Origin of the sequence: Klebsiella sp. ME-303 (assembly GCF_007910085.1) — a bacterium.
GTDB classification, from domain to species: Bacteria; Pseudomonadota; Gammaproteobacteria; order Enterobacterales; family Enterobacteriaceae; genus Klebsiella; species Klebsiella michiganensis.
Map to the genome: position 1 here is coordinate 27,805 of NZ_VOJB01000104.1, position 18,516 is coordinate 46,320.

Genomic DNA, 18,516 nt, shown 5'->3' on the forward strand with positions numbered 1-18,516 from the left:
GTCTTCCTATCCCTGTTCACCTCCCCCCACTCCGCCTACTCTACCTGTATAAGCCACCGGATAAAGCCATCAGCAATGATCGCAGCAACGCTGGCTGATGCTCTGCGTCACGACATTCATGAGGAGATAAAAAATGGCTTCCGTCAAAGAGGAAAACTGCGCCAACGGACTGAAAAAAGCATACGACGTCATCGTGGTCGGTGGAGGTTCGGCGGGTGCGGTACTCGCCGCACGTCTGAGTGAGAACCCCGATTGCCAGGTAGCGCTGCTGGAAGGTGGCCCCGTTTTCGCCCCTGATGCCTGGCCGGACGAGCTGGCGCACAGCCACTCTGTTGGTGGCGGCGATTACGTCTGGGAGCGCGGGGTAGCAACGGGAACCGATCACACGGCCGGTCATCTGCGGGCAAAAGTACTTGGCGGCGGGTCAACGATCAATGCCGGCGCGTTTGTTCGCGCCCCCAAATCTGATTTTGACCGTTGGGTCAAGCGCGGCCTGAGCGACTGGTCGTTCGATAAGGTTTTACCCTGGTTCAAACGGCTTGAAAACGCCGACTATGGCGACGATCGCTGGCATGGTCGCCACGGCCCGGTTCCGGTGCGGTTACCGGCGCTGGAAACGCTCAGCCCGGCAAGCCAGGCGTTTTATCATGCTTGCCGCGCTCACGGCTTCGCCGCCGTTGACGATATCAACGGCGCGCAGCAGCACGGCGTCGCGGTCTACCCGGTCAATGTTGTCAACGGCATCCGGCAAAATACCGCCATGGTCTACCTGACGGCAGACGTTCGCGCGCGCAAGAATCTGTCGATTGTCGGCATGACGGTCGTGGATAAAGCGTTGATTGAAGGTTCGCGCGTGAACGGCATACAGCTGGCGGACGGAACACAGATCGCTACCGACAACGTATTCCTGTGCGCCGGCGCGGCCGGTACGCCAGCGATTCTGTTGCGCTCCGGCATTGGCCCTGCGGACGATTTACGCCATCTGGAGATCACGGTGAAACAGGATCTCCCCGTTGGGCGCAACTTGCAGGAACAACCCGTGAACGGGATCATGCTGGCAACGTCCGCTAAGCATGCCAGTTATCCCCCTATAGGCACAACGCTCTGGACGCAATCTTCGCTGGCGGCAGCCAACGAACTGGATCTCTATATCAGCAATAACCACTTCGTCGATCCTGAACTATTTCCACATGGTGCGGGTTTCCAGCTCTTTTTCACCGTGGCGCGCCCCTTTGCCCGCGGGCGTCTGACTTTGGCGAGCCGCAACCCGCTGCTCGGCCCCCGTATCGATCTCAATTTACTGGGTGACGAGCGCGACGTCACGCGAATGGTCGAAGCGGTGAAATTATCCCGGGCGCTGGTGCAGGAAGGTCCGCTACAGGCGCTGGTGATTGGCGAAGTCCCGATGGTAAAAGGCGGTACACTGGCAGAAACAGACCAGCAGATAGCAGAAGAACAGCGTAAGACGGTGAAAAGTAACCTGCACCTCAGCGCGACTGCGCCAATGGGGAACGAAAGCGATCCCATCGCCGTCGTGGACGCCTGCGGGAAAGTTTTCGGTATTGCCGGGCTGTTTGTCGTCGATGCCTCGCTGTTCCCGGACGTTCCCTCTCAGGCGACCAATCCGGATGCGATCATGGCGGCAGAATATCTCGCCAGCCGTTTTTCTGGCGCATAGAACGAGGCATAGTCAACCGCAAGACCCGAAAAAGGAGCGCCTGTGTGAACAAGTTCGTGGAAATGAGCACGTTTATTTCGGTTGTTGAGTCTCTGAGCTTTGTCGGCGCGGCGGCAAAATTGGGGACATCAAAATCGGTAGTCAGCCAGCGCGTCAAGATGCTGGAGAAACGGCTTGGCGCCAGCTTACTGGAGCGCGGGCCACGGCTTAGCCTCACGGAGGCGGGCCTGCTATTTTATCAGGAGTGCGTACGGCTGCTTGACGAAGTCACGCTGGCAGAAGAGGCGGTGGCCCCGTCACGCAGCGAGCTTCGGGGCGGGCTGCGGATTGCCACCTCGCATACGTTTATGACCACTCATCTATCGACAATTCTGGCCGGTTTTATCCGCGACCATCCGGGGTTGTCTCTCGATATCGCGACGGAGGACCGGCAGATCAATATGCACCAGCCCGACTTTGATATCGCCATCCGCCTCGGCCTCGTCCCGGACTCAACGCTCATCGCCCGAACGCTGGCGCGCAACCTGACCTGGCTCTGCGCCAGCCCGGACTATCTGTCGCAACGGGGCACGCCTTTGCATCCTGTTGAACTGGAGCAGCATGACGGGCTGCTATATACCCATCGCGCGCCGGGGGGCTGCTGGCAGTTGCTGCATAACGGGCAGCGCCAGACCTGGCGGGTCAAAAATCGTCTGCGTTCGGATAACGCCTTCAGCCTGCTGGAGGCCGCCAGAATGGGGCTTGGGATTGTGGTCATGCCGCTATTTTTAGGCGCTGAAGCGATCGTGCGGGGAGAGCTAAAAATTATTTTACCCGACTGGCAGCCGGAGGGTGGCAACATTGTGGCGCTGTATCGCCAGACGCGTCGCGCCTCGCCAGTGATTCAGGCGCTGGTCAACGAGGTTGCGGAAAAGCTGGGGCCAGAGCCAGAGTGGGAAAAACAGCTACGACTGGCCGGGCTGCTGCCCCTCTGCAACAGGGGCGCAAGCGCCCCTGATTAATGGCTTACTTTTTATTGAGGAACTTCACCGCCTTATCCGGGAAATCCGTAAACAACCCGTCCACGTCCGCCTGGTTATACAGGACGTCGTAAAGCTGCTCCACGTCCGCTGCATACGCTGGCAGCTGATCCGCGCGGACCGTATACGGATGCACCTGCAGCTTGCTGGCATGGGCTTCTTTCACCATCGCCGTCAGCTTCACGTGACCCGGCGTCGAGCCTTCCGCCACCAGCATATGGTAGTCCGGGCCAATGCCGTCAGCGTACTGCGCGATCTGCGCCATCGCCCCCGGTTTGAACATCCAGTCATAGCTGTAGTTCACCCACTTGCCGTCGGCCTGCCGCTGCTGGGTCTCATTCCAGTCGGTATAGGCGATAAGCTGCACCAGATTGAGATCCATCCCCATTTTCGGCTCCAGCTCCTGCTTGATGCGCTTGAGCTCGTTGGCGTCAAAGCACTGCAGATAAACCTTATCCTGCTTGCCGGTGTAGCCATATTTCTTCAGCACGTTCAGCGTGCTGGCGGCAATATCCTTGCCTTCCTGATGGTGGAACCACGGCGCTTTGATCTCCGGGTAGATGCCGATGTTTTTGCCGGTCGAATGGTTCAGCCCCTGCACAAACTCAATCTCCTCTTCAAAGGTATGAATACGGAAATCAGATTTACCCATCGGGAAACGGCCCGGATAAGTTTGCACGTTCTTGCCATCTTTCGGCTCAAACCCTTCGGTAAACTTCAGCGACTTTATCTCGGCGAGGGTAAAGTCGATGGCGTAGAAGCGGCCATCTTGACGCGCCCGCTGCGGGAAACGCTGGGCCACGTCGGTCACCCGATCCAGATAGTGGTCATGCAGCACCACCAGCCGGTCGTCTTTAGTCATCACCAGGTCTTGCTCGAGGTAGTCCGCCCCCTGCGCGTAGGCCATCGCTTTCGCCGGCAGGGTATGTTCCGGCAGATAGCCGCTGGCGCCGCGGTGGGCGATAACGATTTTCTCCCCCGCGACGGCGCTGAAAGAGAGCGCCGTCGCAGCCAGCAGCATTCCGCTCATCAGGGTGGTTAATGTGCTTTTCATCGCCGCTCCTTAAGCTTGTTTCATCTGTTGGTGATGGCGTCGTTCGCCCAGCATCACGATAATCAGCAGCAGGACCGCCAGCACGCTGCCGCCGATCATTACCATAAAGCCGCCGTCCCAGCCGAAGAAATCGACGGTATAGCCAACGATGGCGCTCGCGGCCACGGAGCCGCCGAGATAGCCAAACAGGCCGGTGAAGCCCGCGGCGGTGCCGGCGGCTTTTTTCGGCGCCAGCTCCAGCGCATGCAGGCCAATCAGCATCACCGGACCGTAAATCAGGAAGCCGATGATGATCATGCAGGCCATATCCACGCCCGGGTTACCCGGCGGGTTCAGCCAGTAGACGACGGTGGCGATGGTGACCAGGGTCATAAAGAAGACGCCGGTCGCGCCGCGGTTGCCTTTAAACACTTTATCCGACATCCAGCCGCACAGCAGGGTGCCCGGGATCCCCGCGTATTCATAAAGAAAGTAGGCCCAGGACGATTTATCCAGCGCGAAGTGCTTAACCTCTTTCAGGTAGGTCGGCGACCAGTCAAGAATGCCGTAGCGCAGCAGATAAACAAACACGTTCGCGATAGCGATGTACCACAGCAGCTTGTTCGGCAGGATGTACTGCATAAAGATCTGCTTTGCGGTCAGCTCTTCTTCGTGCTTCTCGCTGTAGTCGTCAGGATAATCGTTTTTGTACTCTTCGATCGGCGGCAGGCCGCAGGACTGCGGAGTATCGCGCATCATCGCGAAGGCGAAAATCGCCAGCAGGATCGCGCCGAAAGCCGGCATATACAGCGCCGCGTGCCAGTCGTTAAACCACGCCATCCCCAGCAGAAACAGCAGCGGCGGGATCCCGCCGCCGACGTTGTGCGCGCAGTTCCATACCGAAACAATACCGCCGCGCTCTTTCTGCGACCACCAGTGCACCATCGTACGTCCGCACGGCGGCCAGCCCATCCCCTGGAACCAGCCGCACAGGAACAGCAGGACGAACATCACCATAATGCTGGAGGTCGCCCAGGGGACGAAGCCCATCACCAGCATCACCAGCGCGGCAAGGATCAGGCCTGCCGGTAAAAAAATGCGCGGATTCGAACGGTCAGAAACCGAACCCATGATGAATTTCGAAAATCCGTAGGCGATAGAGATACCGGAAAGCGCAAAGCCGAGATCGCCGCGGGAGAACCCCTGCTCAATAAGATAGGGCATCGCCAAAGCAAAGTTCTTACGAACCAGATAGTAAGCGGCATATCCGAAGAAGATACCGATAAAGATCTGCCAGCGTAATCGACGATATAGCGGATCGATTTCCGCCGTTGGCAAACGCGCTTTATGCGCTGCGGGTTTAAATATACTTAACATATCAGCCTCCGTGGCCATTGCTGTTCTTCTGACGTCGTCGCAAAAAAACGTAATTTATTCACTGACTTCTGATTTGGTCGCGATAGTAGGCAAAGCGTAAATCTAATACTGTGAAATGTCGCACACTTTGTTACAGAAATATGACAGAACTTTCCAATATGCGCATAAAGTCACAACAAACGCTCGAATTACGCGCAAATATGCTCGAAATCAAACATTAAACGCGGTCGATATGGCTAAATGATGTAAAACGAACACAGAGGACAGGGAGATGGCCGATAGTCGTGAATATGACGTCATTATTATTGGCGGCGGCGCCACCGGCGCCGGGATCGCGCGCGACTGCGCGCTGCGCGGGCTGAAGGCGGCGCTGGTTGAGCGCTACGATATCGCCACCGGGGCGACCGGCCGCAACCACGGCCTGCTGCACAGCGGCGCGCGCTATGCGGTAACCGATAGCGAATCGGCGCGGGAGTGTATCAGCGAAAACCGCATCTTACGCCGCATCGCCCGGCACTGCATTGAGCCCACCAGCGGCCTGTTTATTACCTTGCCGGAAGACGATCCGGCGTATCAGCACACCTTTATCACCGCCTGCCAGCAGGCGGGTATTGAGGCCCAGCCTCTGACGCCCGCCGAGGCGCTGCGCATTGAGCCTGCGGTTAACCCGGCGCTGCTCGGCGCGGTGCAGGTCCCCGACGGCACCGTCGATCCTTTCCGCCTCACCGCCGCAAATATGCTCGATGCCCGCGAACATGGCGCCGCTATCCTCACCGGCTGCGAAGTCACCGGCCTGCTGCGTCAGGGCGATCGCGTCCATGGCGTCACGATCTACAACCATCAGCTCCGTGAATCGCGCACGCTGCGCGCGCAGGTGGTGGTCAACGCCGCCGGGATCTGGGGGCAGCGCATCGCAGAGTATGCCGACCTGCGCATCGCGATGTTTCCGGCAAAAGGATCGCTGTTAATCCTCGACCATCGCATTAACCGTCAGGTTATCAACCGCTGCCGCAAACCGGCTGACGCCGATATCCTGGTGCCCGGCGATACTATTTCGCTGATTGGCACTACTTCGATGCATATTCCCTATGACGAAATTGACGACAACCGGGTAACGGCCGAGGAGGTCGAAACGCTGCTGCGCGAAGGGGAAAAGCTGGCGCCGATCATGGGGCGGACGCGGGTACTGCGCGCCTACTCCGGCATACGTCCGCTGGTCGCCAGCGATGACGATCCCAGCGGGCGCAGCGTCAGTCGCGGTATTGTGCTGCTCGACCACGCCCGGCGCGACGGACTGGAGGGCTTTATCACCATCACCGGCGGTAAGCTGATGACCTATCGTCTGATGGCGGAGTGGGCCACGGATGCGCTCTGCCGCAAGCTCGGAAATACCGTCCCCTGTACGACCGCCGATACGCCGCTGCCGGGCTCGCAGGAGCCGGCGGAAGCCACGCTACGCAAAATCATCTCTTTACCTGCGTCGCTGCGCGGGTCGGCCATCTATCGCCACGGCGATCGCACCCCGGCCTGGCTTGGCGATAGCCGCCAGCACCGCAGCCTGGTCTGCGAATGCGAGGCGGTGACCGCCGGCGAGGTTCAGTACGCGGTCGAAAACCTGGCGGTGAAAAACCTGCTCGACCTGCGCCGCCGCACCCGCGTCGGCATGGGAACCTGTCAGGGCGAACTGTGCGCCTGCCGCGCCGCCGGGCTGCTCGCGCGTTTTAACGTCACCACTTCCGCACGATCCCTTACCCAGCTGTCTCAATTTTTGAACGAACGCTGGAAAGGCGTCCAGCCGGTGGCCTGGGGGGACGCGCTGCGCGAAAGCGAGTTCACCCGCTGGGTCTATCTCGGCCTGTGCGGATTACAAAAGGAGCATCAGGATGAAGTTTGATTGCGCCATCATCGGCGGCGGCCTCGCCGGACTGCTCTGCGGGCTGGCGCTCAACCAGCGCGGCCTGCGCAGCGTGATTATCAGCCGCGGCCAAAGCGCCCTGCACTTCTCTTCCGCCTCGCTGGATTTGCTTACCACGCTGCCGAATGGCGACACCGTCACCGATGTCGCTCACGGCATCGGCCAGCTGGCCCGCCAGCTTCCCGAACATCCCTATGCCAGGCTCGGCGCCGAACGGGTGATGGATTACGCCCGCCAGAGTCAGGCGCTGTTTGCCGACTGCGGTATCGCCATGCAGGGCGACGCCAGCCAGCCGCATCTGCGCGTGACGCCGCTGGGAACCTTACGCGCGGCCTGGCTATCTCCGCAGGAAATCGCCAGCGCGCCGCTGCCCGCCAGCGGCGTCGGCGTGGTCGGCATCAGCGGATTCGGCGACTTCCAGCCGCATCTTGCCGCCGCCTCTCTGAACCAGCACGGCGTGACCGCCGAAGCCCATGAGATAGATTTACCTCTCCTCGATGTGCTGCGCGATAGCCCATCCGAATTTCGTGCCGCCAATATTGCCCGCCGGCTGGACGATGAAGCGCACTGGCCGGCCCTGCTGGCGGCGCTGCGCCCGCTGGCGCAGCGGCATAATTTACTGATTATGCCCGCCTGCTTTGGCCTCGCCGACGATCGCCTGTACCAGTGGCTGCAGCAGCGCCTGCCCTGCCCGCTGCGCCTGCTGCCTACGCTGCCGCCGTCGGTGCCGGGGATGCGCCTGCACGCCCAGCTGCAGCGGCAATTTATCCGCAGCGGCGGGACCTGGCTGACCGGGGATGAAGTCATCGATATCAGCCACCGCAACGGTAGCGTTAACGCGATCTGGACGCGCAATCACGGCGATATCCCGCTGCGCCCGCGCTTCGCGGTGCTGGCCAGCGGCAGCTTTTTCAGCAACGGGCTGGTCGCCGAGCGCAGCGGCGTGCGCGAGCCGATCCTCGGCCTTGACCTGCAGCAGACGCTGCCGCGCGAGCGCTGGTATCAGCAGGACTTTTTTGCCTCTCAGCCCTGGCAGCGTTTCGGCCTGAAAACCGATGCGGATCTGCGCCCGCAGCTTCAGGGGCAGACGCTGGAAAATCTGTTCGCCGTAGGCGCGATCCTCGGTGGTTTTGACGCCATCGCGCTGGGATGCGGCGGCGGCGTTTGCGCGGTGACCGCGCTGCATGCTGCTGGGTTAATCGGCGAGCTTGCCGGAGGTGAATCATGAACGATACGCGCTTTGAACACTGTATAAAATGCACCGTTTGCACCACCGCCTGCCCGGTCAGCCGGGTTAATCCGCGCTATCCGGGGCCAAAACAGGCCGGGCCGGACGGCGAACGCCTGCGCCTGAAAGACGGCGCGCTCTACGACGAGGCATTGAAATACTGCATCAACTGTAAACGCTGCGAAGTTGCCTGCCCTTCGGACGTCAAAATTGGCGATATTATCCAGCGAGCGCGCATGGAGCACGGTCGGCAAAAGCCCACGCTGCGCGATGCGATCCTCAGCCATACCGACCTGATGGGCACCCTCTCCACGCCGTTTGCCCCGCTGGTCAACGCCGCCACCGGGCTGAGGCCGGTACGCCAAATCCTTGATGCCGCGCTTAAAATCGATCACCGCCGCACGCTGCCGAAATATGGCTTTGGTACCTTTCGCCGCGCGTATCGTCAGCTGGCCGCCCGGCAGGGGCAGTACGCCGAGCAGGTGGCGTTTTTTCACGGCTGCTATGTGAACTACAACAATCCGCAGCTGGGCAAAGATCTTATCCGCGTGTTCAACGCCATGGGCATCGGGGTGCAGTTATTGAGCAAAGAGAAATGCTGCGGCGTACCGCTGATTGCCAACGGTTTTTTTGCGAAAGCGCGCAAGCAGGCGCTGAGCAACGTCATCGCGATGCGGGAAAATAGTCTGCCCATTATTGCGACTTCATCGACCTGCACCTTTACGCTGCGCGATGAATATCCGCATCTCCTTGATATCGATAATCACGATATCCGCGACCGGATTGAGCTGGCGACTCGCTGGCTCTGGCGTCAGCTGGATAATGGGCGACCTCTGAAGCTAAAAACGCTGCCGCTGAAGGTGGTCTATCACACGCCCTGCCATATGGAAAAAATGGGCTGGTCGCTGTATACCCTTGAGCTATTGCGGCTGATCCCCGGCTTGCAGCTGGAGGTACTCGACTCGCAATGCTGCGGTATTGCCGGCACATACGGTTTCAAGGCGGAGAACTACGACTCATCGCAGGCGATGGGCGCGCCGCTGTTCCGGCAAATTGAGGAGAGCGGCGCGGATCTGGTGGTGACCGACTGTGAAACCTGCAAATGGCAGATAGAGATGTCCACCAGCAAACGCTGCGAACACCCCATCACCCTGCTGGCACAGGCGCTGGCCTGACGCCAGCGCCAGCACCGGGGGGCTAGTAGCTCCCCTTTCCCTCCGCCTGTTCGGCTATCGGCTTGAACATCGCCAGCCGTTTATCCAGCGCGCTGGTGTAAAGGTTGGTATCGACGCCAACGGCAACAAAATTCGCCCCCCACGCCAGCGCTTTGTGCGCCATCTCCGGATCGACGGCAAGGAATCCGGCCGCCTTACCCGCCGCGCGAATGCGGCGGATGCTCTGTTCAATAACCCGCTGCACTTCAGGATGACCGGCGTTATCCGGGTAGCCCAGCGAGGCTGACAGGTCCGCCGGGCCGATAAACACGCCGTCAATGCCCTCCACTTCAAGGATCGCATCCAGATTATCGAGGGCCGTTTTACTCTCTACCTGAATCAACAGGCACAGCGCATCGTTGGCCTGCGCCATATAGTTTTCGACCCGTCCCCAGCGCGCGGCGCGGGCCACTCCGGCCCCCACCCCGCGGGTACCCAGCGGCGGGTAGCGGGTAGCCGAGACAATCTCCCGCGCCTGTTCGGCGGTATCGACCATGGGGATCAGCAGCGTTCTGGCGCCGATATCCAGCACCTGTTTAATCAGGCTGCGATTGCCCTCTACCGGGCGAATGACCGGCTGGCTGGCGTAGGGCGCAATGGCCTGCAGCTGATGATAAAGATCCTGGATGGTATTGGGCGCATGTTCGCCGTCAATCAGCAGCCAGTCGTAACCCGAGGTGGCGGCAATCTCAGCCATATAAGAAGAGGTCGAGCTCAGCCACAGGCCAATTTGCGCTTCCCCTTGTAATAATCCCGCTTTAAATGGGTTCGATAAAATTGCGTTCATAGTTCTCCCTTACATTAATGCTGTACGCTGCCAGCCTGCGGCACGGCGCGGTTCACGCGCAGTGAAAAGATAATAACCACCCCGACAATCGCCACGCAGGCGAGCGTCACTAATCCGGCAGAATCACTGGCGAACATGGTTTCAGCCTGGACGCGGATAATGGGCGCCAGAAACCCGCCGATAGCGCCGAACAGGTTCACAAAGCCGATGCCAGCGGCCAGCGCCGTACCGGACAACAGCTGCGTCGGCATGGTCCAGAAGACCGGCTGCACGGCAATGACGCCGACGGCGGCAACGCACAGCGCGATAATCGCCAGCACCGGCGACACCAGCCCGGAGACCGCAATGCCAATTGCCGCCGCCAGCAGGGTGAATGCCGCCACATTACGCCGCTCGCCGGTGCGGTCGGAGTAGCGCGGAATCAGCCAGGTACCGAACAGCGCCGCCACCCACGGGATCGCGGTCACCACCGACGCCACGAACCCCACCTTGGTGCCGAGCAGCGCGGCAACCTGGGTTGGCAGGAAGAAGATCAGGCCGTAAACCGCCACCTGAATGGTGAGATAGATAATCGCCAGCTGCCAGACGCGGCCGTTACGCAGCGCATCGGACAAACGCGAGGTCACCTTTTTCTGCTCTTCGCTGGCCAGCTCGCTGATTAACGCCTGTTTTTCGGCAGCGCTCAGGAAGCGCGCCTTTTGCGGCGTATCGTCGAGCCAGAAGAAGGTGAAGAACCCCGCGCCGACCGCCAGCAGCCCCTCAATGATAAACATCCAGAACCAGCCGGGATGCCCCATAAAACCATGCATTTCCAGCAGCGCGCCAGAGAGCGGCGACCCGAGGGTCAGCGCCAGCGGCGCGCCCATATAAAACAGCCCCATAATGCTGGCGCGGTTCTGCTGCGGAAACCACTGGGACGTCAGGTAGATCATGCCCGGGAAAAAACCCGCTTCCGCGGCGCCCAGCAGGGTGCGCACCAGCAGAAACTTCGCTTCGGTATCCGCCCACGCCATCGCCGCGGAGAGAAGCCCCCACAGCAAGGTGGTGCAGCCGATCCACTTTCTTGCGCCGAATTTGCGCATCAGCAGGTTAGCGGGCACCCCGAGAAAGGCGTAGACCACAAAGAAAATCCCCGCTCCCAGCGCATAGGCTTCGTTGCTCAGGCCGGTATCCAGCTGATAGGTCTCTTTGGCAAAGCCGATATTCGAACGGTCAAGAAACGCCAGCACGTACAGCGCCAGCATAAAGGGGATCAAACGGGCGCGGTTTTTCTTCACCACGCTCTCAAGCAAGGCGTTGCTCATCGTAATATCCTCAACAATAGGCCGCACATCTGCGCTGTGCGGCACGACGGGATCAGTGGCTATAAGGACGTTTCAGATTACAGTCGCGGTTCAGCTCCACGCCGAAGCCCGGTTTGTCCAGCACGGTTTTATGAATGCGCCCGTTCACCGGTACCGGCTCATCAACCAGAATCGGGTCAAACTGCGGACGCATCGTTGAGCAGTCGGGGCTGGTCATCAGGAACTCGCTGAAAGGCGTGTTGGTAAAGGTAATGACCGCATGGTGCGAATAGACCGACGAGCCGTGCGGCACCACCAGCTGGCCGCGCGATTTGGCGATCGCCGCAATCTCCACCAGCGTGGTCAGGCCGCCGCACCAGCCCACGTCAGGCTGCATAATATCGATGCCGGTTTCCGACAGCGTGCGGAAGGATTGCAGCGTACCGTGGTGCTCGCCGCTGGTGACCATCATGCCGGCTGGCGCATTACGTTTAAGCTCGCGATAGCCTTCATACTGCTGCGGCGGCAGGCACTCCTCGATCCACTTAAGGTTAGAGGGCGCGCAGGCGTGGGCCAGTTTAGTGGCGTAGTTAACGTCCTGGCTCATCCAGCAGTCCAGCATCAGCCAGAAGTCCGGGCCGCACTTTTCGCGCATATCGGCCACCATCGCAGCATCTTTGCGGATCCCCGCGTCGCCATCGTGCGGCCCCCAGTGGGTCGGCATTTTGCCGCCAATAAAGCCCATCTCTTTCGCCAGGTCCGGACGCGCCCCGGTGGCGTAGAACTGAATTTCATCGCGCACCGCGCCGCCCAGCAGTTTGTAAACCGGCAGCCCAACCACTTTGCCGAACAGATCCCACAGCGCCAGGTCGACGCAGGAAATCGTATTCATCACCAGGCCGCCGGATCCGGAGTAGTACAGGGTGGCGTTGAGCATCTGGTCATGGATCAGTTTGATATCGCTGACGCATTTGCCTTCGATAAAGCGGTTGAGGTGTTTTTCCACGATAAAGCAGCCCATCTCGCCGGCGGTCGATACCGCAAAGCCGGTCTGCCCGTTTTCGGCTTCGGCCTCAACGATCAGCGTGCCGAGAACGTTGATGCCAAACGACTGGCGGGACTGTTCATACTGTTTATATTTGCTCATAGGCGTGGCGATATGATCGTCAATCCAGTGATTTGCCCCCTGGTCATGATAATCGCCGCCGCCAGCGCCTTTCTCTGCGGTAGCACCGCCAATAAACCAGGCGCGGACGTGTTTAATTTTCGGTAGGGTCATGATCTTCTCCTTATTATGAGGCTTGTTGTTCGAAGGGGCTTTTCCACCCCAGCAGACGGGAAATATCTTTGGCGCAGGCAATCGCCCTACCGGCGAGGTAATCGCGATTGTCTTCATTGATTTGCAGACGGGTACCCACCACGGAAATGGCGGCGGTCAGCTCGTTATTGGCATTAAAAACCGGCGCCGCCACGCAGCGAACGTCGGGATAGTCTTCGCCGTTATCGAAGCTCCAGCCGCGGGCGCGAATACGGCCCAGTTCATCGCGAAGCTGTTGGGCGCTGGTGATGGTGGTTGGCGTCGCCCGCTCCCACTGCAGCTCGCTGATAATCGACTCCTGAACCCGCTCGGGCTGCCAGGCCAGCAGGCATTTACCAATGCCGGAACGATATAACGACAGGCTCTTACCTTCATGCGAACGCACGCTGATGGTGGCCGGGGATTCAATCTTCAGAATGTAGTAGGCGTTGCCGCTGTCGATGATGCCCAGGTGGCAGAGCAGCCCGCACTGATCCATCAGCTGCGTCAGGCGCGGGCGCGCCAGTTCGCGCAGGTCCATTTTGCTCAGCGCCTGCCCGGCCAGCTCAACCAGCTTGGTCCACAGGCAGTAGTTATCCTGATTATCCATGCTGAGGAAGCGCTGTTTTTTCAGCTCTCCCAGCAGCAGATAGGCGGTGCTTTTCGGAATACCCAGTTCGTCAATAATGGTCGCCGCGCTGCAGGGGCCGATGCGGGCGATCAGATTGAGAATATCAATGGCGCGGGTCAGCGCCGGGACTTTGCTTGATTCCAACATACTGGACTCCAATCCTGAATACTGGAATCAGTGTTGCGGTTGTCGGGCGTGTAAATTGTGAGCGACTTCAAATGACGACGCTATTCCAGCCGGGTGGATGTTCAGAGGGAGAAAAATGCGAGATAGTACACAGAATTTTTTAAAGCAAGTACAACAGGCTGGACTCATCGCGCGCCGGGAGGGGCTCCCGACGCGGAGGTGGGTTTACGCTGAGAGAGATTCGACGACGTTAATCCAGCCGTGTTCACCGGCCACCGGCTGGCCGTTCAGCCAGCGGCGCAGCATGTTGAGGGCCATCATCGCGCACACTTCCTGACGCACCTGGAGGCTGTGGCGGTTGGTGGTGAATTTCACCCGCAGCGCGTGGGTGCCGTCCGGCGTGGAAAGCGCAAAGTTCAGGTGATCGCTCTCCTGACCACTCACCGCCAGCGCCAGACCGGCAAAGTGTTTTTCGCGCCGTTCCGCCGCCCAGCGCGCAGACTGCGCCAGGGTCTCCTCCTGCGCCGGAATGACTTCGCTGGCCAACAGCGGAGCGTTGACGCGAGAAAGCTGAAGCGCCAGCAGACCCCCGGTAAACTGCTCGCTCAGCGTCAGGCTTAGCTGACGCTGCTGCAGGCGACGGGCGATCTGCGCAGGCAGGCCTTCGGTACCTTCGAAAATCATGCTCTCTCCGGCCACCTTCTGCACTTCCGGCCACAGCGCCAGCATCGCCTCGCGCTGTTCGGCAGGCCCGGTCAGCTTCAGTTCGATAATCGGCATCGAGGAGCGATAGCCCATCACGACGCCCGGCGGCAGCTGCAGATGGTCGAGGCTCTGCGCCAGTTCGCTTTCGGAACGGCCGAAGGTGGTCAGGCGCAAACACAGCGGCGCAGCGGATAGCGGGAAACGTTCGCGCAGGCGCGGTAAGATTTCCTGTTCAACCATCACCTTAAATTCGGAAGGCACGCCGGGAGTGAAAAACATCAGGCAGCGGTTTAGCTGCACGGCAAAACCGCAGGCGGTCCCGACCGGGTTGTTGATCATCTCGGCGCTTTGCGGAATTTCCGCCTGTTTACGATTGCTGGCGGCCATGGGTCTTCCGCGCTCGGCAAAGAAACGGGTCATGGTTTCCAGCCAATCTTCGTGCAGAATTAACCCTTCGCCTTTGGCCGTCGCCGCGGCCAGCGCGCTCAAATCGTCGCTGGTCGGCCCCAGGCCGCCGTTAACGATCAGCACGTCAGCGTGTTCGCTGCGCTCGCGTAAAATCGCCACCAGGGAGTCGAGGTCGTCACCCACGGTATGGCGACGCGTTAAGGGTAATCCTTGATTAAAAAAGAAATCCGCCAGCCACGCGGCATTGGTGTCGATGATTTGCCCATGCAGCACTTCATCGCCGGTGGACAGCATTTCCACGTTTAACATTGTGAACTCCAGCCTGATAAGTAGAAATACTATATCGCAAAGCGGCTGGTGAAAAAGCCTGAAAATCAGGCGCGGCGGAATACCGCGCCGGAGAGATTAGAAGCTGGCGTTGACGCCGACGTACGGACCGTCCGCGACCGCGTTATCGCGGTTGCCGTCTTTACCCGCCAGGTTAAGGTAGCGGTAACCGGCTTCGATGCTCAGAGGGCGCATAATGGTAAAGCGCGCGCCGGCATTGGCTTCCTGATAGCTGTCGATACCGCTGGAGAGTGAATCGGGAGAGTAATAGTATTCGCCGAACAGGCGGAAGCTGTCGCCGATTTTCCACTGCAGACCGCCGCCAACCGCCGCCGCGTAGCCCTCATCGCCATTGTTCGGGTTGGTGTAAACGCCTTTTCCGCCCACGGTGGCCAGGAATGGCCCCAGGGGAATGTTCAGGCCCAATCCCAGCCCCGCCGCATCGCCGTCGTCATCATTGTGCAGCCAGTTGCCGGTTACCGCCAGGCCGGTCGATTCCGTACCGAATCCGACGCCAAGGTTAGTGTAGTGCTCGCCGGCCTGCCCGCTGACGCTGATCGCATTTGCCGCCGTCGAGACGAACATCATGCCGGCCAGGGCCATAAATATGCTTTTTTTCATTTTTATCTATCCAGAAAATAATAATAAGAAAATCCCAAAAAACCGCGAAATTGTACTGCTCCGTTTTAAGGAATCAATGCGTTATAGCGCGCTTTTACCGCGTGATTGTAACCAGTTGCTTCGGGAGCCTTGTTAACGGTCTCAGATATCAATTCAATAGTCAGGGTCAAATTGCTGGGTCTCAGCCTTTATTATACAAATAGGCTCCAGCTTATTTCGTCGTCGCAAAGAGATGAATAAGTTACATAAAACTTTGTCAGGAGATAAAGATGAGCAAAAAAGGATTAACCACCGCCGCCGGCGCCCCGGTTGTCGATAATAACAATGTCGTCACCGCAGGCCCGCGCGGCCCGATGCTGCTGCAGGATGTCTGGTTTCTGGAAAAACTGGCCCACTTCGACCGTGAGGTTATCCCGGAACGCCGAATGCACGCTAAAGGCTCCGGCGCTTACGGTAAACTGACCATTACCCGCGATATCACCCGCTATACCCGCGCAAAACTGTTTGCCGAAATCGGTAAAACCACCGATCTGTTCCTGCGCTTCTCAACCGTCGCCGGAGAACGCGGCGCCGCTGACGCCGAGCGCGATATTCGCGGTTTCTCGATCAAGTTTTATACCGAAGAAGGCAACTGGGATCTGGTGGGCAACAATACGCCCATTTTCTACCTTCGCGACCCGCTGAAGTTTCCCGACCTTAACCACGTCGTGAAGCGCGACCCGCGCACCAACCTGCGTAACCCCACCTGGAAATGGGACTTTTTCTCCCTGCTGCCGGAAACGCTGCATCAGTTAACGATTGATTTCAGCGACCGCGGCCTTCCGCGTTCCTATCGCCATATGCACGGTTTCGGCAGCCACGCGTTCAGCTTTATTAATGCCGATAACGAACGTTTTTGGGTGAAATTCCACTTCAAATCCCAGCAGGGGATCGCCAACCTGATGGATGATGAAGCGAAACGACTGGTGGCAGAGGACCGCGAGAGTTCGCAGCGCGATCTCTATGAGTCGATTGAAAAAGGCGATTTCCCGCGCTGGACCTTCTACGTGCAGATCATGCCGGAAGCGGACGCCAGCCGGGTCCCTTATAACCCCTTCGATCTGACCAAAATCTGGCCGCACGCTGATTATCCGCTGATGGAAGTCGGCGTGCTGGAGCTCAACCGCAACCCGGACAACTACTTCGCAGAAGTTGAGCAGGTCGCGATGAATCCGGCCAACGTGGTGCCCGGGATCGGCTTCTCTCCGGATCGCATGCTGCAGGGACGGCTGTTCTCCTACGGCGATACCCAGCGCTATCGTCTGGGCGTCAACCATCATCAAATTCCGGTCAATGCGCCGCGCTGCCCGTTCCATAACTACCACCGCGACGGCGCGATGCGCGTTGACGGCAATAGCGGTAACGGCGTCACCTATGAACCCAACAGCTTTGGCGCGTTTCAGGAACAGCCGGACTTTAGCGAGCCGCCTTTAAGCCTTGAAGGCGCGGCGGCCCACTGGAATCATCGGGAAGATAACGACTACTTCAGCCAGCCGCGCAGGCTGTTTGAGCTGTTAAGCGAAGATGAACATCAGCGTATGTTCCAGCGTATCGCCAATGATATGCGGGATATCCCTGAGTTTATTCAGCAGCGACAAATTGGCCTGTTCAGTGAAGTCCACCCCGACTACGGCGCGGGCGTGGCTGCGGCGCTGAAAGCCTTAAAGCACGGAGAGTAATGCTGATGGCAGCCCTTGCGGCTGCCATTTTACGGTTTTTAAACGCGCTTAGTGCCGAAGCTTAGCGAGCCGCCGCAGCGACAAACCGGTTAGCTTTGCGACCTGAGAGGGCTCAAGCCCATCATCCAGCATCGCCTGAGCAATGCGTTGCGTCGCCTCCTGCTGTCCTTGATGCCGGCCTTCTTGTCGGCCTTCATTCCGGCCTTCCTGTCGACCCTTTCGTAAACCTTTTTCTATCCCCGCCTTCATTCCCTGAAGGACCCCCTCTTTACGGCCACGCTCTTCCAGAAAATGAGCAATATTCATCAGCGTCTCCTTATGCGGCTTGAGTGGCGTCTTTTGCGCGAGCTTGCGTAAAAAGGCCACCGGATCGGCGGCGTTGCCCGCCTGAAGCATATAATTCAGCAAAGTTTTAAACTGCCGACGCGTAGTGTATCCCAAGGATAATATCCTGACCAGTTGCTCAGAAATGTCCATCAAATCCCGCTGGCGGATATGTTTTTGCAGCAGTTCCAGCATAGCGACACGGCGGTGCTGCACAAGCCGATCGTCAGGAATCACCGTGACGTCTATCAGTGGAAAACGCTGGCTATACAGCCGCTCGGCCACCTCTGGCTGAGGGAAATCATCCAGCCAGCGCGTCGAGTACGGGTAAGGAGCGATCCTGCCGTGATAAAATAGTAGAGGAATAACCAGCGGCAGCTGATGATGCCCTTTATCAAGGTGGCGCTGCATGGCCGCGATGGCGTATCGCATCAGGCGAAACGCCATATGCCTGTAGGGAGAGCTTTGATGCTCTATAAGAATGTAGATGTACCCCTCTCCGTGCTGGGTTTTTAACGAATAAAGAATATCCGAATGGCTTGCGCGTAGGTCCTCTTCAATAAAACTGCCGGATTCCAGCTGCAGCGTTCGCAGATCGCACTGTTCCCGCCAATGCTTCGGCAAATGAATAGACAAAAAATCGCGCGCCGTTGCCCGTTGGGACAAAAGGTGTTTAAACACCGCATCGTGCGGTGAGTGGCTTGCTATCTGTTCCATGATGGCCCCTGACCCGTTAACCTACGCTCACCCTACCACCGCACGCGTTCGCCGCGCGTTTTCGCTTGCGGTTTGCCGAGGCGGCTCGCAAACTGGGCCTTCCCGTTA

General features: G+C 59.0%; 15 protein-coding genes. 6 read left to right on the top strand and 9 right to left on the bottom strand.

Translation table 11 applies throughout. From position 1 onward, the window contains the following. The first annotated feature begins 133 nt into the window (after nucleotides 1–133). Nucleotides 134–1,678 (top strand): GMC family oxidoreductase, encoded by a 1,545-nt coding sequence (locus FQK12_RS25895; protein WP_014230219.1) that lies wholly within the window; start codon nucleotides 134–136, stop codon nucleotides 1,676–1,678. 44 nt (nucleotides 1,679–1,722) lie between these two features. Continuing rightward, entirely contained in the window at nucleotides 1,723–2,679 is a 957-nt protein-coding gene (locus tag FQK12_RS25900; RefSeq protein ID WP_014230220.1) for a LysR family transcriptional regulator, read from the top strand. A 4-nt stretch (nucleotides 2,680–2,683) separates the two neighbouring features. On the opposite strand, the gene glpQ is transcribed toward FQK12_RS25900, so the two are convergent. After that, the gene (gene glpQ / locus FQK12_RS25905; RefSeq protein WP_014230221.1) at nucleotides 2,684–3,751 is read right to left on the bottom strand and encodes a glycerophosphodiester phosphodiesterase; all 1,068 of its coding nucleotides are present in this window, start codon (nucleotides 3,749–3,751) and stop codon (nucleotides 2,684–2,686) included. Nucleotides 3,752–3,760: 9 nt separating this feature from the next. After that, the gene (gene glpT / locus FQK12_RS25910; protein WP_014230222.1) at nucleotides 3,761–5,107 is read right to left on the bottom strand and encodes a glycerol-3-phosphate transporter; all 1,347 of its coding nucleotides are present in this window, start codon (nucleotides 5,105–5,107) and stop codon (nucleotides 3,761–3,763) included. A gap of 271 nt (nucleotides 5,108–5,378) precedes the next feature. On the opposite strand from glpT, the gene glpA reads away from it, so the two are divergent. Genes glpA through glpC form a run of 3 tightly spaced genes read left to right on the top strand, consistent with a single transcriptional unit; the run spans nucleotide 5,379 to nucleotide 9,425 of the window. Then, nucleotides 5,379–7,001, top strand: coding sequence for an anaerobic glycerol-3-phosphate dehydrogenase subunit A (gene glpA / locus FQK12_RS25915; protein WP_014230223.1), 1,623 nt, complete (start codon nucleotides 5,379–5,381; stop codon nucleotides 6,999–7,001). After that, nucleotides 6,991–8,250 carry a glycerol-3-phosphate dehydrogenase subunit GlpB gene (gene glpB / locus FQK12_RS25920; protein ID WP_014230224.1) on the top strand — a complete coding sequence of 420 codons (1,260 nt, stop codon included), beginning with the start codon at nucleotides 6,991–6,993 and terminating at the stop codon, nucleotides 8,248–8,250. Before glpA ends, glpB begins: the two co-directional genes overlap by 11 nt. Then, entirely contained in the window at nucleotides 8,247–9,425 is a 1,179-nt protein-coding gene (gene glpC, locus FQK12_RS25925) for an anaerobic glycerol-3-phosphate dehydrogenase subunit GlpC (RefSeq protein ID WP_014230225.1), read from the top strand. The genes glpB and glpC overlap by 4 nt, the downstream gene beginning before the upstream one ends. 22 nt (nucleotides 9,426–9,447) lie before the next feature. On the opposite strand, the gene yfaU is transcribed toward glpC, so the two are convergent. From yfaU to FQK12_RS25955, 6 genes are all read right to left on the bottom strand, one after another. Further along, nucleotides 9,448–10,251, bottom strand: coding sequence for a 2-keto-3-deoxy-L-rhamnonate aldolase (gene yfaU, locus FQK12_RS25930; protein ID WP_014230226.1), 804 nt, complete (start codon nucleotides 10,249–10,251; stop codon nucleotides 9,448–9,450). Between the two features lie 14 nt (nucleotides 10,252–10,265). Further along, nucleotides 10,266–11,555, bottom strand: a complete 1,290-nt coding sequence (locus FQK12_RS25935; RefSeq protein ID WP_004852770.1) for an MFS transporter — start codon at nucleotides 11,553–11,555, stop codon at nucleotides 10,266–10,268. 52 nt (nucleotides 11,556–11,607) lie between these two features. Continuing rightward, a complete protein-coding gene (gene rhmD / locus FQK12_RS25940) occupies nucleotides 11,608–12,813 on the bottom strand; it encodes an L-rhamnonate dehydratase (protein WP_014230227.1) in 1,206 nt (401 codons plus the stop codon). Between the two features lie 13 nt (nucleotides 12,814–12,826). After that, nucleotides 12,827–13,609 (bottom strand): IclR family transcriptional regulator, encoded by a 783-nt coding sequence (locus FQK12_RS25945; RefSeq protein ID WP_004852774.1) that lies wholly within the window; start codon nucleotides 13,607–13,609, stop codon nucleotides 12,827–12,829. Between the two features lie 204 nt (nucleotides 13,610–13,813). After that, entirely contained in the window at nucleotides 13,814–15,010 is a 1,197-nt protein-coding gene (locus FQK12_RS25950; RefSeq protein ID WP_014230228.1) for a nicotinamide mononucleotide deamidase-related protein YfaY, read from the bottom strand. A gap of 96 nt (nucleotides 15,011–15,106) precedes the next feature. Next, the gene (locus tag FQK12_RS25955; protein ID WP_004123076.1) at nucleotides 15,107–15,649 is read right to left on the bottom strand and encodes a YfaZ family outer membrane protein; all 543 of its coding nucleotides are present in this window, start codon (nucleotides 15,647–15,649) and stop codon (nucleotides 15,107–15,109) included. Nucleotides 15,650–15,918: 269 nt separating this feature from the next. On the opposite strand from FQK12_RS25955, the gene FQK12_RS25960 reads away from it, so the two are divergent. Next, nucleotides 15,919–17,367 carry a catalase gene (locus FQK12_RS25960; protein WP_014230229.1) on the top strand — a complete coding sequence of 483 codons (1,449 nt, stop codon included), beginning with the start codon at nucleotides 15,919–15,921 and terminating at the stop codon, nucleotides 17,365–17,367. 48 nt (nucleotides 17,368–17,415) lie between these two features. Here the strand turns inward: FQK12_RS25960 and FQK12_RS25965 are convergent, their stop codons facing one another. Beyond that, a complete protein-coding gene (locus FQK12_RS25965) occupies nucleotides 17,416–18,408 on the bottom strand; it encodes an Rpn family recombination-promoting nuclease/putative transposase (RefSeq protein ID WP_014230230.1) in 993 nt (330 codons plus the stop codon). Between the last annotated feature and the right edge of the window lie 108 nt (nucleotides 18,409–18,516).

Coding starts and splice junctions, on each gene's coding strand:
- glpA (WP_014230223.1), top strand. CDS start 5,379: ATGGCCGATAGTCGTGAATATGACGTCATTATTATTGGCGGCGGCGCC.
- glpT (WP_014230222.1), bottom strand. CDS start 5,107: ATGTTAAGTATATTTAAACCCGCAGCGCATAAAGCGCGTTTGCCAACG.
- FQK12_RS25950 (WP_014230228.1), bottom strand. CDS start 15,010: ATGTTAAACGTGGAAATGCTGTCCACCGGCGATGAAGTGCTGCATGGG.
- FQK12_RS25945 (WP_004852774.1), bottom strand. CDS start 13,609: ATGTTGGAATCAAGCAAAGTCCCGGCGCTGACCCGCGCCATTGATATT.
- FQK12_RS25965 (WP_014230230.1), bottom strand. CDS start 18,408: ATGGAACAGATAGCAAGCCACTCACCGCACGATGCGGTGTTTAAACAC.
- glpQ (WP_014230221.1), bottom strand. CDS start 3,751: ATGAAAAGCACATTAACCACCCTGATGAGCGGAATGCTGCTGGCTGCG.
- FQK12_RS25955 (WP_004123076.1), bottom strand. CDS start 15,649: ATGAAAAAAAGCATATTTATGGCCCTGGCCGGCATGATGTTCGTCTCG.
- yfaU (WP_014230226.1), bottom strand. CDS start 10,251: ATGAACGCAATTTTATCGAACCCATTTAAAGCGGGATTATTACAAGGG.
- FQK12_RS25960 (WP_014230229.1), top strand. CDS start 15,919: ATGAGCAAAAAAGGATTAACCACCGCCGCCGGCGCCCCGGTTGTCGAT.
- FQK12_RS25895 (WP_014230219.1), top strand. CDS start 134: ATGGCTTCCGTCAAAGAGGAAAACTGCGCCAACGGACTGAAAAAAGCA.
- glpC (WP_014230225.1), top strand. CDS start 8,247: ATGAACGATACGCGCTTTGAACACTGTATAAAATGCACCGTTTGCACC.
- glpB (WP_014230224.1), top strand. CDS start 6,991: ATGAAGTTTGATTGCGCCATCATCGGCGGCGGCCTCGCCGGACTGCTC.
- rhmD (WP_014230227.1), bottom strand. CDS start 12,813: ATGACCCTACCGAAAATTAAACACGTCCGCGCCTGGTTTATTGGCGGT.
- FQK12_RS25935 (WP_004852770.1), bottom strand. CDS start 11,555: ATGAGCAACGCCTTGCTTGAGAGCGTGGTGAAGAAAAACCGCGCCCGT.